A 15,682-nucleotide genomic window follows, 5' to 3' on the forward strand; every position below is an offset into this window, starting at 1 on the left:
CGTCCGGACCGGCTCGACCCTGCCGGTCGACCCCGGGGATGCGTGCTGCTGTGCCGCGTCTCCGGGGTTTCGGCATGTCCGGCGGAATATGAGTTGGCGTTGGCGGTGTTGTGGGGAGTATCTTCTTGTTGCTCGGTCGCTTCGGTGGCCGTGTTGACAACAGAACATGGGGGTGACTGGCTTCGACTTCGACTTTGCAAGTCAGGGGAAGCGGGCCGAGGACGGCGGACATAACCTCGTTAACACTGTGACCGCAAACAATAAGTGCCAATAAGAAGCACTCTGAGGTCAGCCAGGGTTCCCTGGCTCTCGCTGCCTAAGTAGCGAAACCTCTGTCAGCCTGAGCACGCCCTCGGCTCAGGACCTGGCATCGCTAGAGGGCTCCACCGCTCGACCCGGCCACGGGGGAGAGCGGGAAATCAAACAGTGGCTGAGCCTGTCGGCGACGCGCCTGCGTGAGCGCCGGGGCTGAGAACACGTTAAGCAGGCTGCGCCCGGAGAAGCCCTGATTTGGGGTTGAAGGACGCGGGTTCGATTCCCGCCACCTCCACAAGATCAAACCGCCTCTTACCTGCGGAAACATCGCAGGCAAGGGGCGGTTTTGTGTCTGTGGGGGCACCATGGGGGCACGGACCTGCTGAAGCAGGACGTTAGCCGCCATCAGCCTCTACTTTCGCGGAACCTCACTCCATGACGAAGGGACTGGTGGTTCCGTGTCCGCGCGACCTCGACGCGCAGAAGGCATTGAGTACCGGCAGAAGGCAGACAAGACATACTCCTACCGCGTCCCCTGGCGCGGAGGCGGTCGCCGCACAGGCCCCCGTGACTCGTACACGTTCGATGATCTGGAGTCGGCGAAGATCTTCCGTGGGGCGCTCGTGGCCAACGGCTACCGCGACCCGTACAAGAACCCCGCTTTCGCCGAGATGCTCGGCCTGGCGGCGCAGCCGACCGACGTTCTCACGTTCACACAGGTCGCCAACGAGTATCTGGCCACGCTCGTGGACGTGGAGAGACGGACCATCGCCCAGTACCGCAAGACGCTAGAGGATCACTTCCTGCATGCGATCGTCACCCTTCCTGACGGGACTTCGGTCGGGCCGCTCGGTCGGCTACCGATCGACGAGTTCACGAAGGACATCATCCAGGCGTGGATCAACCTCATGCGGGACAAGCAGCACGGCAAGCAGGTCTTGAAGCCGTACGCGCCCAAGACGATCCTCAACATTCATGGGACGGTGATCTCGCCGGTCTTCGACTACGCCATCGATGAGGAGTACTGCTCGCGGCAGCCGTGCAGGCAGGTCAAGCTCCCCGAGCGCAAAGGCCGGGCCGTCAAAGCGGTTCATGTGATCTCCGGGTTGGAGATTCCCCTGTGGATCGAGTGCGCCTACGAGGTCGATCAGGACACGGGTGACATCACGCTCGTGCTGCTCGCCACGGGCCTGCGCTGGGGTGAACTGACTGCGCTGCGGGTGTGCGATGTGGACTTCGAGGCTGGGACGCTCACGGTGGCCCAGGTCGTGCGAGAGGACGAGAAGCGCCGGCCCTACATCGAATCCACCGAGGGCAAGAGCGAGAACGCCTTCCGCACTCTTACCGTGCCGCGGCGCGCCCTGGGAGTGTTCGCCAGACGCGCCGAGGGCAAGAACCCGCTGGACCTCCTCTTCCCCGCTCCGGGCACCCGCGGGGCCACCTTGTGGCGCAACGCGAACTTCAACGAACACCGCTGGCAGAAGGTCCGGGCGAACGCGGTACGGCGCGGCCTGCTCAAGGAGCCCACCCCCAAGGGCCTGCGCCACGCTCACGCGAGCGAACTCATCCCGGTGGTGGGGATCGAGCCGGTCTCCAAGCGGATCGGCCACGCCAATGTGACCGTCACCAGCTCGGTCTACTCACATCTCACCCCGGAGGCGGACTCCAAGATGGCAAACGCCATCGACTCCACCCTGACCGGAGGTCGCGCCTCCGGCGCCGCACTCGTGGCGCCCACGACGAACGATGCAGCGTCCGACCTGCCGCCCGAACTGACGGCGTTGCTGACCAAAGCCATCGGGCAGGCCCTCGCGGACGGCTCCGAGCTCGGTGCCCTGTTGCGAGCAGGCCAATCCAGGTAGGGCCGATGGCGTGACAACAGCAGAAGGGGTGGCAGCCACTTGGGCTGCCACCCCTTCTGGTTATCAGCTGTTAGGCGGTTTCACCGCCCCCCACGGTGGCCAACGCGTGACCGCTGGCGTGGGGAGGAGGGATCACCCCCTGCGGAGTGGGGAGCCCGTGCTCTTGGCGGTACCGGGTGACGTGACGGTGCATCGTCGCCTTGGGGATTCCGAGCCTCTCGGCGAGAGGCCGGATGGGCACCTCTCCGGTCGGCTTCATTTCGGCGGCGATGGCCTGGTCGATCTCCTCTCTGGTCGCCCTTCCACCGCCGTTCCGGGTGGGCGTCCCACCGTTCCGGATGGGCGTCCCACTGCGCCCGTTCCGGGCGTCGCGCGCTGCCGTCTCGCTGGCGTCCCGGTGTTGCGTTTCGGGGGCGTTCCGGCCATCCCACGCCGGGCGTTCCACGGGCTTGGGAAACACGACCCTGGTGATCCGCGTAGGGCGTTCCACGAGCCGTTCCACAACTCGCTTCTGGAACACCACACGGGTATCCCGCACGGCCCGTTCCACTGGCTTGGGGTACACAATGCGGACGTTCCGCTCTGGGCTTTCCACTTCGGAGAGCCCGAGGTCAGTGCGGGTAACGCCCGCCAGAGTCGTCAGGAGGACGGCGTCGCTGCGGGACGCGATGATCTGCTCCAGCAGGGCGCGCCGATCAGCGTTCCGGGTGAGGTCGAGATCCCGTTCCGCGGCCCGGTAACAGTGTTCCATCCGCCACCGGAGGTAGGCGTTCCACCAGCCGTTCCGGTCGGCGTTCCGCTTGATACTGCGGGCGTACCTGATCACCCAGTCGGCGACCTTGGTGAGACGCATGTGGACCTCGGCGTCGGCCGTCTCGCTAGCGCGGGCGGTGACCAGTCCGAGACGGGTCAGGATGTATTCCGGCGTCCACTTCCAGCGGGTTTCGCGCTTGCGCCCGCCGTTGCTCTCCTGCTCGATGCGCAGGGCGTGATGCCACAGGATGACGCCGACGATGGGCGCGGCCGCGCGCAGCAAGGGGACGCTCGGGGTACCTGCGTCCAGGGCGGCGGACGCGGAGAGGACTGCGGATCCGGAAGCGAGCAGCCAGGTCATGCGCGTGGCCTGGCTGACCTGCCGGGTGAGGCGTTCGACCTGGTCAGGCATAGCGAAGCGCTGCTGAGCGATCAGCTCCTTGGCTCGCAACGCGAACGCGAGCAACGGGCCTTCAAGGAGGCCAATGCCGAGCCACGGCAGCCACCACACGTCAGGCGCGGCCTCGCGGATCACTTCGAACATGCCCTCGCCGGCGAAGACCAAGGCTGCGGCCGCGCATGCCCAGGTCACAGCATTGGCCAGCGAGCGCGGCGGCGTGTCGGACTGGGCCTGCCTGGGGAAGATCAGGCGCTTGACCAGGCGGATCAGTCCGAGCACCAGCGCCAGAGCCAATGCGCCGGCGGCGGCCCAATAAGGCGGCGCAACATCACGCAGCGGGTCAAATCCGAGGATTTCGCTCACTTTTAGTCACCTTCAGCATGTCCAAGGGGATGTCCACGGGATGTCCACGGCGATGTCCAAATCGAGCCGGTTGGACATCCACCCCCCTACGCGCGTGCGCGCGCCTGTGTGTACGGGCAGGGGGTGGGGGGCGGCCGGCCGGGCGGCCGCCCAGGTCACAGGGAGTATGTGTGGGCCACTCCCCCCAGGGCGGCCGCTTCCCCGGCTAGCCGCCCGTCCCCCGCCACCCCTCCCAGGCTGCGAGGGACTGGGTGTACGTCCAGGTGGGCCACCCCGTCCAGGGGGTGTATGTGCAGGTCATCAGGGGTGGCGGCGGGGTCTGGCGCTGTCGCCTCTCCCCCACCTCCGGTGCCGGTGCCGCGCCTGGCCCGGATGATCTCCTCTGCTGCCAGGACGCCGGCGACGAAGGCGCGCTCCTCCACGATTCGCCGCCACTTTCCTCGTTCGTCCTGCTTCACGAGCTGGAGCTCGTCGCGCCAGACCGCGCGCCGGTCGCTCGCCCATTGGCGGACGCGCGGCGCTGCGGCCGCGTTGGACTCCGCGGTGGAGACCAGGCCGGGGGAGAGGTGCACGGTGGCGAGCGCCCGCAGGTGCGGGTCGGCGATCTCCGACACCAGCGCGGCGGTGTCGTTGATGCGTTCGGAGACGACCAGTCGCATGGGCTTGTCGTCGGCGGCAGCCGCGCGGACGCGCTCGCCGCCCGGGGCGGACTCCATGCCGAGCCGCTCCCGCGCTGCGCGCACCTCATGCTTCTGCGCCTCGCTCGCGTACTGGAGCAGGTGGTCGGGCAGGTGCGCCCACCGGTCGCGGTAGTAGAGCAGGCGGTCGGCGGTGGACGCCTCCAAGGTGGGGGCGAGCGACTCGGTCTCGGTGGCGGTCTGCATGAGCATGAGGTCGGTCACCTCCGGCGTGTAGATAAGGGTGGGGTCCTCGCTGCCGCTGGACTGCACGTAGAACGCTCCGGCGGGGAGTTCGCTGGTCTTGTAGCGGTTCCAACGGCGTAGTAGGAACTGGCTGTCGGAGTCGTAGCGGGTACGGCCTGCATAGGCGTCGGTGAAGTTCGGCAGCAGCTTGGGGTGCGCGCTGTCCTGATTCCAGTACTGGGTGGCGGCGTGCACGCCGATGAGGAACGCTCTGGCTTCGGACGTGACCTTGTTGCTGTCCTCGACGATCGGGGCTGCGTTACGGCGGGTCTTGGCCCAGATGGTGCGGATCTCGTCGGCGAGGATTTCGACGGCGCAGAAGCCGCTGTCGCCTGCCATCTCCGTGGCGGGCAGAACCTGGTTGTGCTCGGGCAGCAGCAGTTCGGCGCGGAGCGGGACCATCGCTGCGGCGTCGGCGAACATCTCTGCGGCCTGCTCGTCGGTGACGGCGATCCGGTCGATGCGGGGGAGCAGGTGGGCGTACGCCTTGCCTCGGCTCTTGAGGTCGATGACCCACAGGAGCGTGGGCGTGTGGGCGGCGAGCTTGGCGCGCAAACGCAGCAGGTTGGACTTGGTGGAGCCGGTTGCGCCGCCGGATATGGAGTGGGTCGCGCCGTAGCCCTTGATGAACGGGGTGATGTAGTAGGGCTCGCCCTGGTCGTTGACGCCGAGCCAGCGTCGGCCATACACGCTGCGCGGCATCTCGGGCGGGTCGAACCGCACGGTGCGGGCCTTGATGCCGCCCTCATGGTGGATGAGGAGGACGCGGGAGGCGGCGTTGTGCTTGGGGTCTTGGATGATCTCCCGGACGGAGCCTTCGGACCAGTCCATACCTTGCTCAATGTCGCGGACGGCCTTCTCCAGCTTGCGGCGGGTGATGCCTGGCTGGGTGAGCCGCAGCGGGTAGGTAGTGCGGCCGGTCCCGGAGACGGTAGGGCGGGCGGCGACGACGACGCCGCCGAAGGTGAGCGCCCGAAGCACGCCAGGGAGGCGGAGGGTGCTGTAGCGGACGCGGAGCTGGGCGGATCGCCAGCGGCGGGCCCGCTTGGAGAAACCCCAGGCGGCGGTGCCGCCTGCAGTGAGCGCTGCCCAAGAGATGGCGGTGATGGGGTCGAACGGGGCGAAGGTGGCGGCGGTCGTCCATCCTCCGGCCACGGCGACCGTCGAAGACGCGGTCATGGGCGCCAGGGGGAGGATGTCGTGGCGGGACAGGACCCAGTAGATGGCGGCGGCGGCCGCAGCGGTTGTGGCGGGGGTGAACCACCAGGGGCCGCTGACCGCGTGGTGGATGGCGGCGTACCCGTAGAGGGGGAGGGAGCTTGCCCAGGTGGCGTGGAACTCGCGGCGGGCCCACATGCGGCGCAGTTCCCAGCGGATCGGCCGCCACACCAGGTTGTATGCGCTCCACCGCACGGCGCGCCCAAGCAGCCCGCGCTTGGGCCTGGCAGGGAGGGCGGCCTGCTCGGTGGCTGGTGCTGGGGGGAGGGCTGCCTGGCGCGGTTTGCCGAACACGGGTGGGTCCTTCCTACGGCTGGTGGGGTTAGCCGCGGCCAGTGGCTCTGATGAGCCTGGAGAGGATGACGGCGACGGAGAAGACGAGAGTGAGGGCGACGAGCGCGATCGCCCACCAGGGAACCGCGAGGCCGATGTCCCATCGCAGGAACGTGAAGAAGGTGATGTCGAGGTAACCGAGGCCGAGATCGACGCCCACGGGTGAGGTCCTTTCAGATGGTGAGCTGAGGCGCGGCGACGGGGGCGGGGCCAGCCATGAGCCGCTTGGCGTGCTGGGCGAGGTAGAGCAGCACCATGGAGAGTCCAGCGGCGGTGTAGGCGAGGCCCTTGCAGGCTGCGCCGCCGAGTTCGAGGGCGGCGAGGGTGAGCCCGGTGGCGATCCAGAGGAGCAGGAGCCCGGCCCATCCGAGGGCGCGGGCGATGTGGTAGATCACGCGGAGGGCTCGGCGGGTCCAGGTGGCCGGGTTAGGGGTGGTGGGTCGGTCGTTCCAGCACGCGGAGGGGGTGGGGTGCTGGCGCTGTCCGTCAAAGATGGCGCGGCGGATGATGCTGGCTGGAACGCAGAGCAGGCCGATCCACCAGAGTGCGTCCATGATCAGGCCCATTTGCAGCCCCTCCCGCCGCAGGTGCAGGTGGTGATGCGGTCGGGGCGGACGCTGGGTTGTGTGCCGTCGTCGAGCTTGACGGTCACGAAGTCGGCTGTGCGGTCGATCTCGGTGGCGGGCTGGCCGTTGTAGCACACCTTCTTGTCGGGCGAAGGAGTGTCTTCGCGCTGCCGCCTGAGCCGAATCATCAGGGTTCCTCCTCTTGGCCAACCTCTACGTAGAGGCTAACCTCAACGTAGAGGTTGTGCAATAAGGAGTTGAGACGATGAGCATTGCCGCTGGTGCATCATTAGCCACCTGGGATGATCTGTGCACCGATGCGGCACGCGTCAGATGGAGAGTGGGCGGAATGGCGGACCAAAGCGCGTACGAAGCCATCGCGGCCGCCCTGTTTCTAGACATCGAGGAAGGTCGGCTGCGCCCTGGCGACCGGCTCCCCTCCGAGGCGGCGCTCCGCCAGCAGCATGGGGTGACACCGACCACGATCAGACGCGCTCTGCAGGAGCTTGAAATCGCAGGGCTCACCCGTGGGGAAGTAGGCCGTGGCGTGTTCGTGCGCTCCTACGACCGTGCCGCCGTCGAGGCCGCGGCCGCCTGCAGCGTGGTAGAGGCGGCAGCCCAGCCCGTTGAGGTGTCCCTCATCCAGCCGGCACCCAACCTGGTAGAACTGCTGCCGGGCACCACCTCGCTCGTACGGCGCCGCAGCAGCACCCACCCTGGCCTGGCCACCTACTACCCCCGACACCTCGTGGAGCGCATCCCGGCGCTCGGTGAACCAGCCGCCCTCAGCGAGCCTGACGAGGACCTCCTTGCCAACGCCGGAATCGTCATCACCGGACGCGAAGCTGAGGTGGTTGGGCGCATGCCGACGCGGTGGGAGGCGGGCATGCTGGGCTTGGTGCCGGGCACGCCGGTACTGGAGGTCGTGGTGGCGCTGGCCGACGCGGATGGCGCTGTGCAGGTCGTGCGCGAAGCCCTATACGCGGGGGACCGGTACAGGCTGCGTTTTCGGATGCGTTGAGCTTCTGCTGAGAACGATGTCGCGACGTTCGCCCGCTTGGAGAGGGCGCAGGGCGTGAGCCACTACCGGGCGGACTCGTTCTACCGTTTGCCCTGACAGCTTCCCGTGATGTTGAGCCGGGACGCAAACCAATCGCTGGCGGCATCCTGCCCGGCATGAGTGACATGGTAAAGATCACGCTCGCCCACCCGATTGGCGTCCACACGTGCCGCCAGCTTGGTATCGACGAGGAGGAACACCCGGTCGGCGCGGAGCTAGAGGTGCACAGCGAGCAGGCACACCGCCTCGTGTCCGCGGGATACGTCAAGGGCGCCAACCCTGCCGATTTCGCGTCTGTCCAGGCGGCCATGCGGCCGGTCAAGAACAAGCCCGTGGCCGTGAAGCCGAGCACTTCGAGCGCGCCGGGGTCGTAGTGGCTGGCGTCGAGGACCTGGCCGACGCTGATCCGCTGCCGGTCGTGCTCGGCTGGCTGGAGGCGCACCCGGCCGTGCTGACAGCGCTGGGTCCGGACAGGGTGGGTGGGTACTCGATCCCGCCGTATCCGCGGCTACGAGTCACGGACGTGCCCGGCGGGGTCGAGAACTACGACACGGCCGAGGTTGAGATGCGGATCCAGATTGAGGCCCTCGGCGAGATGGACGGCAGCAAAGCTGCGCTGCGGCGGCTGCTCTATCTGGCGCTCGGTGCTTTGAAGGAACTGCCGCGTGCTGACCCGCCGCTGCCCGGTCCTGTCATCGGGTCGGTGCGGTCGGCACAGGGCGGCGGATTCCTGCCGGAGGCCGACAAGAGGCCGCGGTACGTGGCGTGGGCCACGGTTCGATGCCACCCGAACTGGGACGCGTAGAGATCGCGTCGTCGGAGGCGGACGCAAGAGCCGCTCTCTCTCCATGATTCCCGGCCTGGGTCCCCAACCCGTTACGCCGCATCCCCGCACGTCGGGGAGCGGCCCCGCGTGGAGGGGGCCCGCATGGGTGCCGAGAACGTATTTACAGCGAGCATCGCCGCACTTTGGCTGGCACCGGTGGGCACCAGCGCGCCGGAGGGTCCGACCGCGACCATGCCCACAGGCTGGAAGAACGTCGGGCTGTTCACCCCAGATAGCTTGTCCTGGTCGGGTGACCCGGAGTTCTCCGAGACAGAGGCGCACCAGTCCGCCTACCCGGTGAAGGTGTGGCAGACCAAGGACGCCGCCAGTTTGGAAGTCGAGCTGCTGGAGTGGTCCGCGACCAACATGATGGCCGTCTACGGCGGCGGCACGATCGAGGAGGTCACGCCGTCCGGCGGCGGCGCCAAGTACTACAAGTACACGCCGCCCTCCATCGGCACCCGGTCGGAGGTAGCGGCGGTACTGGAACTCGGCGACGGCCTCCGCAAGATGCGGCGGATCATCCCGCGCTGCATGCAGCGCGAGGGCGTCCAGCAGGAACTTTCCCGGGACGAGTCGGCGACTCTGCCGCTCAACCTCAGCGTGCTGGGAAGCGACGTCGGCTCCGCGTTCTACGACGTGTTCAACACCGCGTTCGCCAGCTTCGCGCCGCCGGTCGTAACGCCGTAGCCAGGCAGTGCGGGCGGGCCGGGACGCAAACCCTGGCCCGCCTCTACCGTTCCCGTCCGTCACTCCAAGAGTCGATGGACGGAGGTCCCCTGATGGCGGACGACAGCGCAGTGCTGGATCTGAACGCAGCCAGAGCGAGCCGGAACGGCACTCAGGGAAAGCCGATAGAGCTGCGTCTCGGCAACGCGGTCATCATGCTCCCGCCGGAGCTGCCCGTGGATGTGCTGGAACCGCTCGCCCACCTGAATGTGGACACCGCGCTGATCGCTCGTACGGTGCTCCAGGCGTTGAAAGAGACTGACCTGGCCAAGGCTGGCCTGTCCATCGCTTCCATGGTCGTGGACCTGGTCATTCAGAATCCGGCGCTGCCCACGGAACTGCTCAACGCAGTCCGCCTGATGGGGCGCAGGCTGATGGGTGACGACGGCTATGAAGCCTTCGTGGCGGAGCGTCCGAGCGTCCCTGATGTCGCGGCCCTGATCAAGGGGCTTGGCGGGAGGTACGCGTTCAGCGCGGGGGAATCCAGGCCGTCGTTGAGCGACTCCGCCAGTGGAGAAGGCTCGACGCCGACTTCCTCGACCACTACCGAGGACTCGACATCTCTGGAATCTGGCTCCGGCCAGGCCGGCGGGGGTGGATATCTGCCCGGCGACTCCTCGACCTCGCCGACGAGCTCCCTCCCGGCGCCCGAGTAAACAGCACACCTGAGCAACGTGCGCAGCCGTGGACATCCCTGCACGAGCTCGTCGCCGAGGCTGTAGAGGAGATCGGGGTGTTGGCGGCGGACCACCGCCGCAAGAAACCCATCAAGATCAACCGTCCATCGCACGTCAAGGGCAGCAGCGGGCGGCCAGGCCGCGGCCAGAGTGATGGCGCGTCGGGTGTCGGCAGGGCGATCAACATGCTGCTCGCGTCCACCCGGGCACCGCGCTGACCGTGTTGAGCGGGGACGCAAGCTAGGCGTCCCCGCCACCCTTCACCCCCAGCACATCGGGGGGTGGGCGGGGTGGCAGACGAAGACGACAGCATTTCTGCGGGCCGGATTGAGCTTGAGGTCGTCGCGGACCTGGGCGCAGGCTGGGGCAAGAAGCTCCAGAGTGAGGTCAACGCCCGAATCAAGGGCGTCAAGGCCCGCATAGCGGCGGACATTGACGCCACGGTCGTGGAGGCCCAGGCCAAGGCGGCGGCCGAGGCCGCTGAGCGGATCGCGAAGATCCGCATGCAGGTCGAACTCGACAACGCCGCGGCGCGGACCGCTCTCGCCGGCCTGTCGGGCACCCAGAGCATCACCGTCCGTGCGGACGTGGACGACGCGGACGCTCGTGCTCAGCTCGCCGATCTGAGCCGGGATACGACAACCACGATCCGTCCCGAGGTGGACGATGCTGGCGCGCAGGCACGGATCGCCGCGCTGGAGCAGCAACTCGCCGCGCTGGCCGGCAGGGGGCGCCGCGACATACCGGTGTCGGTCAACGTGCAGGGCGCCCAGGCGCTCGGCCAGGTGCTCACGTCGCTGGCCACCCTGCCGTTCGCCGTGTCCGGGCTTGCCGTGCTCGCCTCGACTGCCGGGTCAGCCGGGTCCGGGCTGTTCGCTCTCGCGGCCGGCGCTTCACAGGCGGTGGGGGCGCTAGGCGTGCTCCCCAGCCTGGCGGGGGCAGCGGTGCAGGGGCTCGGCGCAATGCTGCTGGGCCTGTCCGGGGTGCGTGAGGCGGTCAACGCGCTGAGCTCGGCGCAGGCCTCGGGCGGCCAGTCGGCCGCCGCCTACGCCGCGGCGCAGGAGGCGGCCGCTGAGCGGATCAAGCAAGCTGAGCGGGCGATCCGTGACGCCAACCACGCCCGCATGCTGGCCGGTGAACGAACGGCCGACGCTCGGGACGCGGCCACGGCGGCAGCCGAGGCGATCGCCGCCGCCGAGCAGCGAGTAGCGGACGCAGTCTCCGCGGTCGGCGAGGCGAGGGCCCGGGTGGGAGAGGCAGCCGCGCAGGCAGCCGAGCGGCAGGAGGACGCCGCCTACCGCGTCGAGCAGGCGGAACGCCGATACGCCGAGGCGCAGCGCGCCAGCCAGCGGGTCACCGAGGCGCTGAACGACGCCCGCCGCGCCGCAAAGGAGCGGCTCGAAGATCTTGAGCTTGCAGTGCGTGGGGGCGCGCTGGACGAGGAAGGGGCGGCACTCGCCGTCGAACGGGCCAAGCAGAGGCTCGAAAAGGTCGTCAACGACCCATTCGCCTCAGATTTGGACAAAAAGGAAGCGGATCTTGCTCACAGGCAGGCGCTCCAGAGGCTGAACGAGGTACGCGAACGCAACGGCGACCTACGCGAAGAACAGGCCGAAGCGAACGCCAAGGGCGTCGAAGGATCCGACGAGGTCACCGCCGCGAAGGAGCGCATCGCGTCTGCGGCCGAGGCCGAGCGCTCCGCCGAGCGCGCCCTCGCTGAGGCGCGCGAGGACTCAGCGCGGGCGGCCATCGATGGCGCGCGCGCCATCGAACAGGCCCAGCGCGGTGTCGCCGAGGCAATGAAGCGGATTCGGGACGCAGAGAAGGACGTCGAACAGGCGAAGAAGGCCGAGGAGCGGGCCCGCCGTGATGTCCGGGACGCGCTGTGGAACGAGATGCTCGCCGCCGAGCGCCTCGCCGACGCCAAGAAGGAGTTGATCAAGGCTCAGAAGGCGGCGGCTGAAGCGGCCAAGCAGCAGGGCGCCGGCGTGTCGGCCGTGGCCAAGGCCATGGACAACCTGAGCCCGGCGGGGCAGAGGTTCGCACGATTCGTCGCCGGCACTCTCCAACCGCGGATGAAGGAGTTGCGTTTCGCGGTGCAGGAGGCGCTGCTGCCACCCCTCCAGGAAGCCATCCAGGACGGCTTGCCGATGCTCGACACCTTGGAGGACGGGCTCGCCGACACCGGCCGGGAAATCGGCGCGGTGGCCAAGTCCTGGGGGAGGTGGGTTGGCTCGAAGGAGTTCCGCACCGACCTGGCAGCGATCATGAGCTCCAACGCGAAGGTCGTCGGCAGTTTCGGCCGCACGGGCAAGTCGGCCTTCAAGGGCGTCATGGACATCCTCGTGGTGTCAATCCCCTTCGCGCAGAGGCTGGCCGGCTGGATCGAGCGCGGTGCGGACAAATTCGCGAAGTGGACCAGCAATGCCCGCAAGGACGGGTCGATGGCCCGGTTCTTCGAGAACGGGTTCAAGCGGGCCAAGCAGCTTTGGGGCATCGTCAAGGACGTCAGCGCCGCCATCTACGAGCTCGGAAAGCTGGCCGCGCCGTCCGGCGGAACCTTGCTGGATGACCTGTCGGCGGCGGCGAAGGACTTCCGGGCCTGGGCCAGCGATCCAGCCAATCAGGAGAAGATCCGCGCCTTCTTCGAGGACGCGGTCACCTTGGTCCGAGCCCTCGGCCGGCTGCTGAAGGGCGTCGTAGATCTGGTGTTCACGCTCACCGACAGCGTGGGCGGCGAGACCCTGGCGGGCTTCGTGGACACGCTGACGACGATCGTCGGCTGGCTGGACGTGCTCGCTGGCCACCCGGTCACCGGAGAGCTGATCACATGGGCGCTGTACATCTCGGGCGTCGCGCTGGCCCTGGGCCTGGTGATCACGAAGGTGGCGTCGGTCGTGAAGGCCTTCCAGCGGATCCCTGGCGTCACCAAGATCGTCAAAGGGCTGGCCGGGCAAGTCGGCAAGCTGGCTGGCCTGCTCGGGCGGATCACCGGCCTGTCGGCCCTTTTCGGCAAGCTCAAACCGTCCGGCGGCGGCAAGGACGACACGGACAGCCCGCTGGCCAAGGTCGGCACGATGACCGTGTACGCCGACAAGGTCTACATCAACGGCTCCGACGACGACGGCCCCGGCAGCGGCCGGCAGGGTAAGGACGGCAAGGGCTCCAAGACCGACGCACCTGATGTTGACGTGCCGGACAGCGACCGCAGGGGCGGTAGGCACCGCAAGCGCGGCAAGGGCGTAGCGGGCATCGCGGCCGCCATAGCTGCGTCCCTCGGGTTGGATGCACTCGGCGACATCGACTGGGGCAAGGAGATCGGCAAGACCGGCAGCAAGCTGTCCGGGCTGGGCAGCAAGGTCCGCGGCGGCATCATCGGCACGATCGCCGCCTTCGTGGTCGATCCGATCGCCGACGCGATCAGCGGAGACTCCAACAAGGGCGTCGCGTCGGCGATCGGCGAGGCACTCAAGCAGGGGACTGCCGGCGCAGGCATCGGGGCGCTCGCGGGGTCGATCATCCCAGGCATCGGGACGGCGATCGGCGGCGTGATCGGCGGAGCGCTCGGCGCTGTGAAGGGCGGCATCGAAGGCTGGATCGGGCCCAAGATCACGGAAGCGCTCGGCAACAACCTCTTCAGCACCACGCCGATCGAGAACATGCTCAAGACGGTCGGACAGCTCTTCGGCGGTGCCGGTGTCACCATCCAGGACATGTGGTCGCAGCTATGGCGCGGCCTGGACCGGGGCACGGAAGCAGGGGCGGCGGGCCTGGCCACGAGGCTGGGCGGCTTCATCGATATCACGGACGGCAAGTTCATGGAGCTCGCCCAGGGCGCGCCCAAGAACATCCAGACGATGTGGGCGTCCATCAAAAAGGATCTTGACGCGGGGATCTCGCCTTCGCAGGCCAAACTTGATGCGTTCGTGGCGGCCGGCGGCGCCCAATTCCTCAAACTGGGCAAGAACGCGCCAGCCGACCTGAAGGTTGGCTGGGACCAGATGCTCCTCGGCATCGACACCTTCACGGGCATTGCGGCCAACAAGCTGGGCACCTTCGTCAACGGGGCGGGAGGCAAGTTCGCGCAGCTCAAGCAGGATGCGCCGCAGCATGTGTCGTCGATGTGGACCGACATTCAGGCCAAGATCACTGCCGGACAACCGGTCAGCCAGAAGATGATCGACGACTTCGTGGCCGCCGGCGGAGGCAGCTTCTTGAAGCTGCGTAAGGACGCGCCGCAGGCGATCAGGGACGCCCTCGGAGACATCAACCGCGACCTGACCGCAGGGCTTGCCCAGGCGAGTCTCAAGCTGGGCCAATTCGTCTCAGATGGGAACGGCAAGTTCCTGAAGATGAAGCAGACCGCCCCTGCCCCGCTCAAGACGATGTGGGCAGACATCCAGCGCGACATCGACGCAGGGCGCACGCCGAGCCAGCAGAAGATCGACGCCTTCGTCAAGGCCGGTGGCGCGTCGTTCCTCCGGCTCGGCAAGGACGCGCCGGCGACGGCGAAGAAGACGTGGTCGGACATCTCCGCCCAGGTCGATCCCGGGCTGAAGCCGGCCAAGGACAGGGTCGCCGCCGCCACATCCGCCATGGAGAAGAGCTTTCAGACCTCCAAGACCGGCATCGAAAGGATCTTCGGCGCGCTACCGGACGGGCTGAAGGCGCCGATCCGCTGGGTGGTCAACTCCGCCTACGGGGCCATCCGCCGGATGTGGAACGGAATCGCCGGCGCGGTCGGCCTGCCGCAACTTCCCGACGTGCCGCTCGCGTTCGCCCGCGGCGGTGAAGTCCCCATTGCGCGCGGATATGGGGTGCTGCCTGGCTACAGCCCGGGGCGGGACTCGATGCTTGCCGCGGTGACGCCGGGTGAGGGTTGGTTGCGGCCGGAACTGACGCGGGCGCTCGGCTCCCCTTTCATCGACGGCGGCAATCGAGCCGCACGGGTTGGCGGGGTGACTGGCGCTACCCGCTTCCTGGGGCACGCCGGGATGGCGTTCGCGTCCGGCGGCACCGTGGGCAAGCCAAAGACCAAGCCCAAGACGAAGGCGAAGGAACTCTCTCCCCTGGAGAAGCTCCTCCAGGGCGTGTCCGCGGCCGTCCGCAACGTGTTCAACAAGGGGCTCGGCGCAGGCGCCAGGGCCACGCTGAACCCGATCAAGAACGCGATCGTTGGGGCGGTCGGGAACAGGACTGCGCTGCAACGGCTGATCGGCGCGGTCCCGGCCAAGGTCATCGACTCGGTGATCGCGCGCTTCGACCGCAAGGACCAGGAGATCAACCGTGACTCGGGTGGTGTCCTGCCGCGTGGGCGCAGCCTGGTCAACAACTCGACCGGCCGCGACGAGTGGGTGCTGACGCCGGCGGCGCTGGCGGCCTTGGGCGGGCCAAAGACCGTCCAGGCGCTCAACGAGCAGGGCGCGGCCGCCTTGTATCGCAGGTCGCGGTCGGCGTCGCGGCCGGTTCCCTCGGCGCCGCGGGGCGGCGGTGGGACGACCGCCACGGTGATCGTGCACGCGCAGCCTGGCCAGAACGAGGTCACGATCGGCGAGGCCGCGGCCCGCCGTCTGGGGGCGCTGGTCGGCTCGCCATGATCGGGCATGGAGACCGTCCCCTGTGGCGGACGCCTCGGCGTCTGATCGGGGCCTGCCGTTAGCGAGTCGCGTGCGTACGATCCCCGATCGGTCCAACGAGGCGCAGCGATCTGCACGGGC

General features: G+C 68.2%; 13 protein-coding genes and 1 other RNA gene. 9 read left to right on the plus strand and 5 right to left on the minus strand.

Features of this window, described 5'->3' with window-relative positions:
* Nucleotides 1-168 precede the first annotated feature (168 nt).
* Both ssrA and ACIBKY_RS03230 read left to right on the plus strand, forming a co-directional pair.
* Nucleotides 169-553, plus strand: a transfer-messenger RNA (tmRNA) gene (ssrA, locus tag ACIBKY_RS03225).
* 373 nt (nt 554-926) lie between these two features.
* Nucleotides 927-2,117 (plus strand): tyrosine-type recombinase/integrase, encoded by a 1,191-nt coding sequence (locus tag ACIBKY_RS03230; protein ID WP_397093981.1) that lies wholly within the window; start codon nt 927-929, stop codon nt 2,115-2,117.
* Between the two features lie 70 nt (nt 2,118-2,187).
* Here the strand turns inward: ACIBKY_RS03230 and ACIBKY_RS03235 are convergent, their stop codons facing one another.
* From ACIBKY_RS03235 to ACIBKY_RS03255, 5 genes are all read right to left on the minus strand, one after another.
* Nucleotides 2,188-3,633 carry a hypothetical protein gene (locus tag ACIBKY_RS03235; RefSeq protein WP_397093983.1) on the minus strand — a complete coding sequence of 482 codons (1,446 nt, stop codon included), beginning with the start codon at nt 3,631-3,633 and terminating at the stop codon, nt 2,188-2,190.
* Between the two features lie 155 nt (nt 3,634-3,788).
* Entirely contained in the window at nt 3,789-6,068 is a 2,280-nt protein-coding gene (locus ACIBKY_RS03240) for a hypothetical protein (RefSeq protein WP_397093984.1), read from the minus strand.
* 28 nt (nt 6,069-6,096) lie between these two features.
* Nucleotides 6,097-6,267 (minus strand): hypothetical protein, encoded by a 171-nt coding sequence (locus tag ACIBKY_RS03245; RefSeq protein ID WP_397093985.1) that lies wholly within the window; start codon nt 6,265-6,267, stop codon nt 6,097-6,099.
* A gap of 13 nt (nt 6,268-6,280) precedes the next feature.
* A complete protein-coding gene (locus ACIBKY_RS03250) occupies nt 6,281-6,661 on the minus strand; it encodes a hypothetical protein (protein ID WP_397093986.1) in 381 nt (126 codons plus the stop codon).
* A gap of 2 nt (nt 6,662-6,663) precedes the next feature.
* Nucleotides 6,664-6,861 (minus strand): hypothetical protein, encoded by a 198-nt coding sequence (locus tag ACIBKY_RS03255; protein ID WP_397093987.1) that lies wholly within the window; start codon nt 6,859-6,861, stop codon nt 6,664-6,666.
* A gap of 77 nt (nt 6,862-6,938) precedes the next feature.
* On the opposite strand from ACIBKY_RS03255, the gene ACIBKY_RS03260 reads away from it, so the two are divergent.
* From ACIBKY_RS03260 to ACIBKY_RS03290, 7 genes are all read left to right on the plus strand, one after another.
* Nucleotides 6,939-7,694 carry a GntR family transcriptional regulator gene (locus tag ACIBKY_RS03260; RefSeq protein WP_397093988.1) on the plus strand — a complete coding sequence of 252 codons (756 nt, stop codon included), beginning with the start codon at nt 6,939-6,941 and terminating at the stop codon, nt 7,692-7,694.
* A 155-nt stretch (nt 7,695-7,849) separates the two neighbouring features.
* Nucleotides 7,850-8,107 carry a hypothetical protein gene (locus tag ACIBKY_RS03265; protein ID WP_397093990.1) on the plus strand — a complete coding sequence of 86 codons (258 nt, stop codon included), beginning with the start codon at nt 7,850-7,852 and terminating at the stop codon, nt 8,105-8,107.
* Complete coding sequence (locus ACIBKY_RS03270) at nt 8,107-8,538, plus strand: hypothetical protein (protein ID WP_397093992.1); 432 nt, start codon at nt 8,107-8,109, stop codon at nt 8,536-8,538. Before ACIBKY_RS03265 ends, ACIBKY_RS03270 begins: the two co-directional genes overlap by 1 nt.
* Before the next feature lie 213 nt (nt 8,539-8,751).
* On the plus strand, nt 8,752-9,249 hold the full coding sequence (locus tag ACIBKY_RS03275) for a hypothetical protein (protein ID WP_397093993.1): 498 nt from the start codon (nt 8,752-8,754) through the stop codon (nt 9,247-9,249).
* Between the two features lie 92 nt (nt 9,250-9,341).
* Nucleotides 9,342-9,944, plus strand: coding sequence for a hypothetical protein (locus tag ACIBKY_RS03280; RefSeq protein WP_397093994.1), 603 nt, complete (start codon nt 9,342-9,344; stop codon nt 9,942-9,944).
* Nucleotides 9,945-10,021: 77 nt separating this feature from the next.
* Complete coding sequence (locus tag ACIBKY_RS03285) at nt 10,022-10,183, plus strand: hypothetical protein (RefSeq protein ID WP_397093995.1); 162 nt, start codon at nt 10,022-10,024, stop codon at nt 10,181-10,183.
* A 72-nt stretch (nt 10,184-10,255) separates the two neighbouring features.
* A complete protein-coding gene (locus ACIBKY_RS03290) occupies nt 10,256-15,562 on the plus strand; it encodes a hypothetical protein (RefSeq protein WP_397093997.1) in 5,307 nt (1,768 codons plus the stop codon).
* Nucleotides 15,563-15,682 lie beyond the last annotated feature (120 nt).

This window comes from Nonomuraea sp. NPDC050394 (genome assembly GCF_044459065.1).
Taxonomy (GTDB): Bacteria; Actinomycetota; Actinomycetes; order Streptosporangiales; family Streptosporangiaceae; genus Nonomuraea.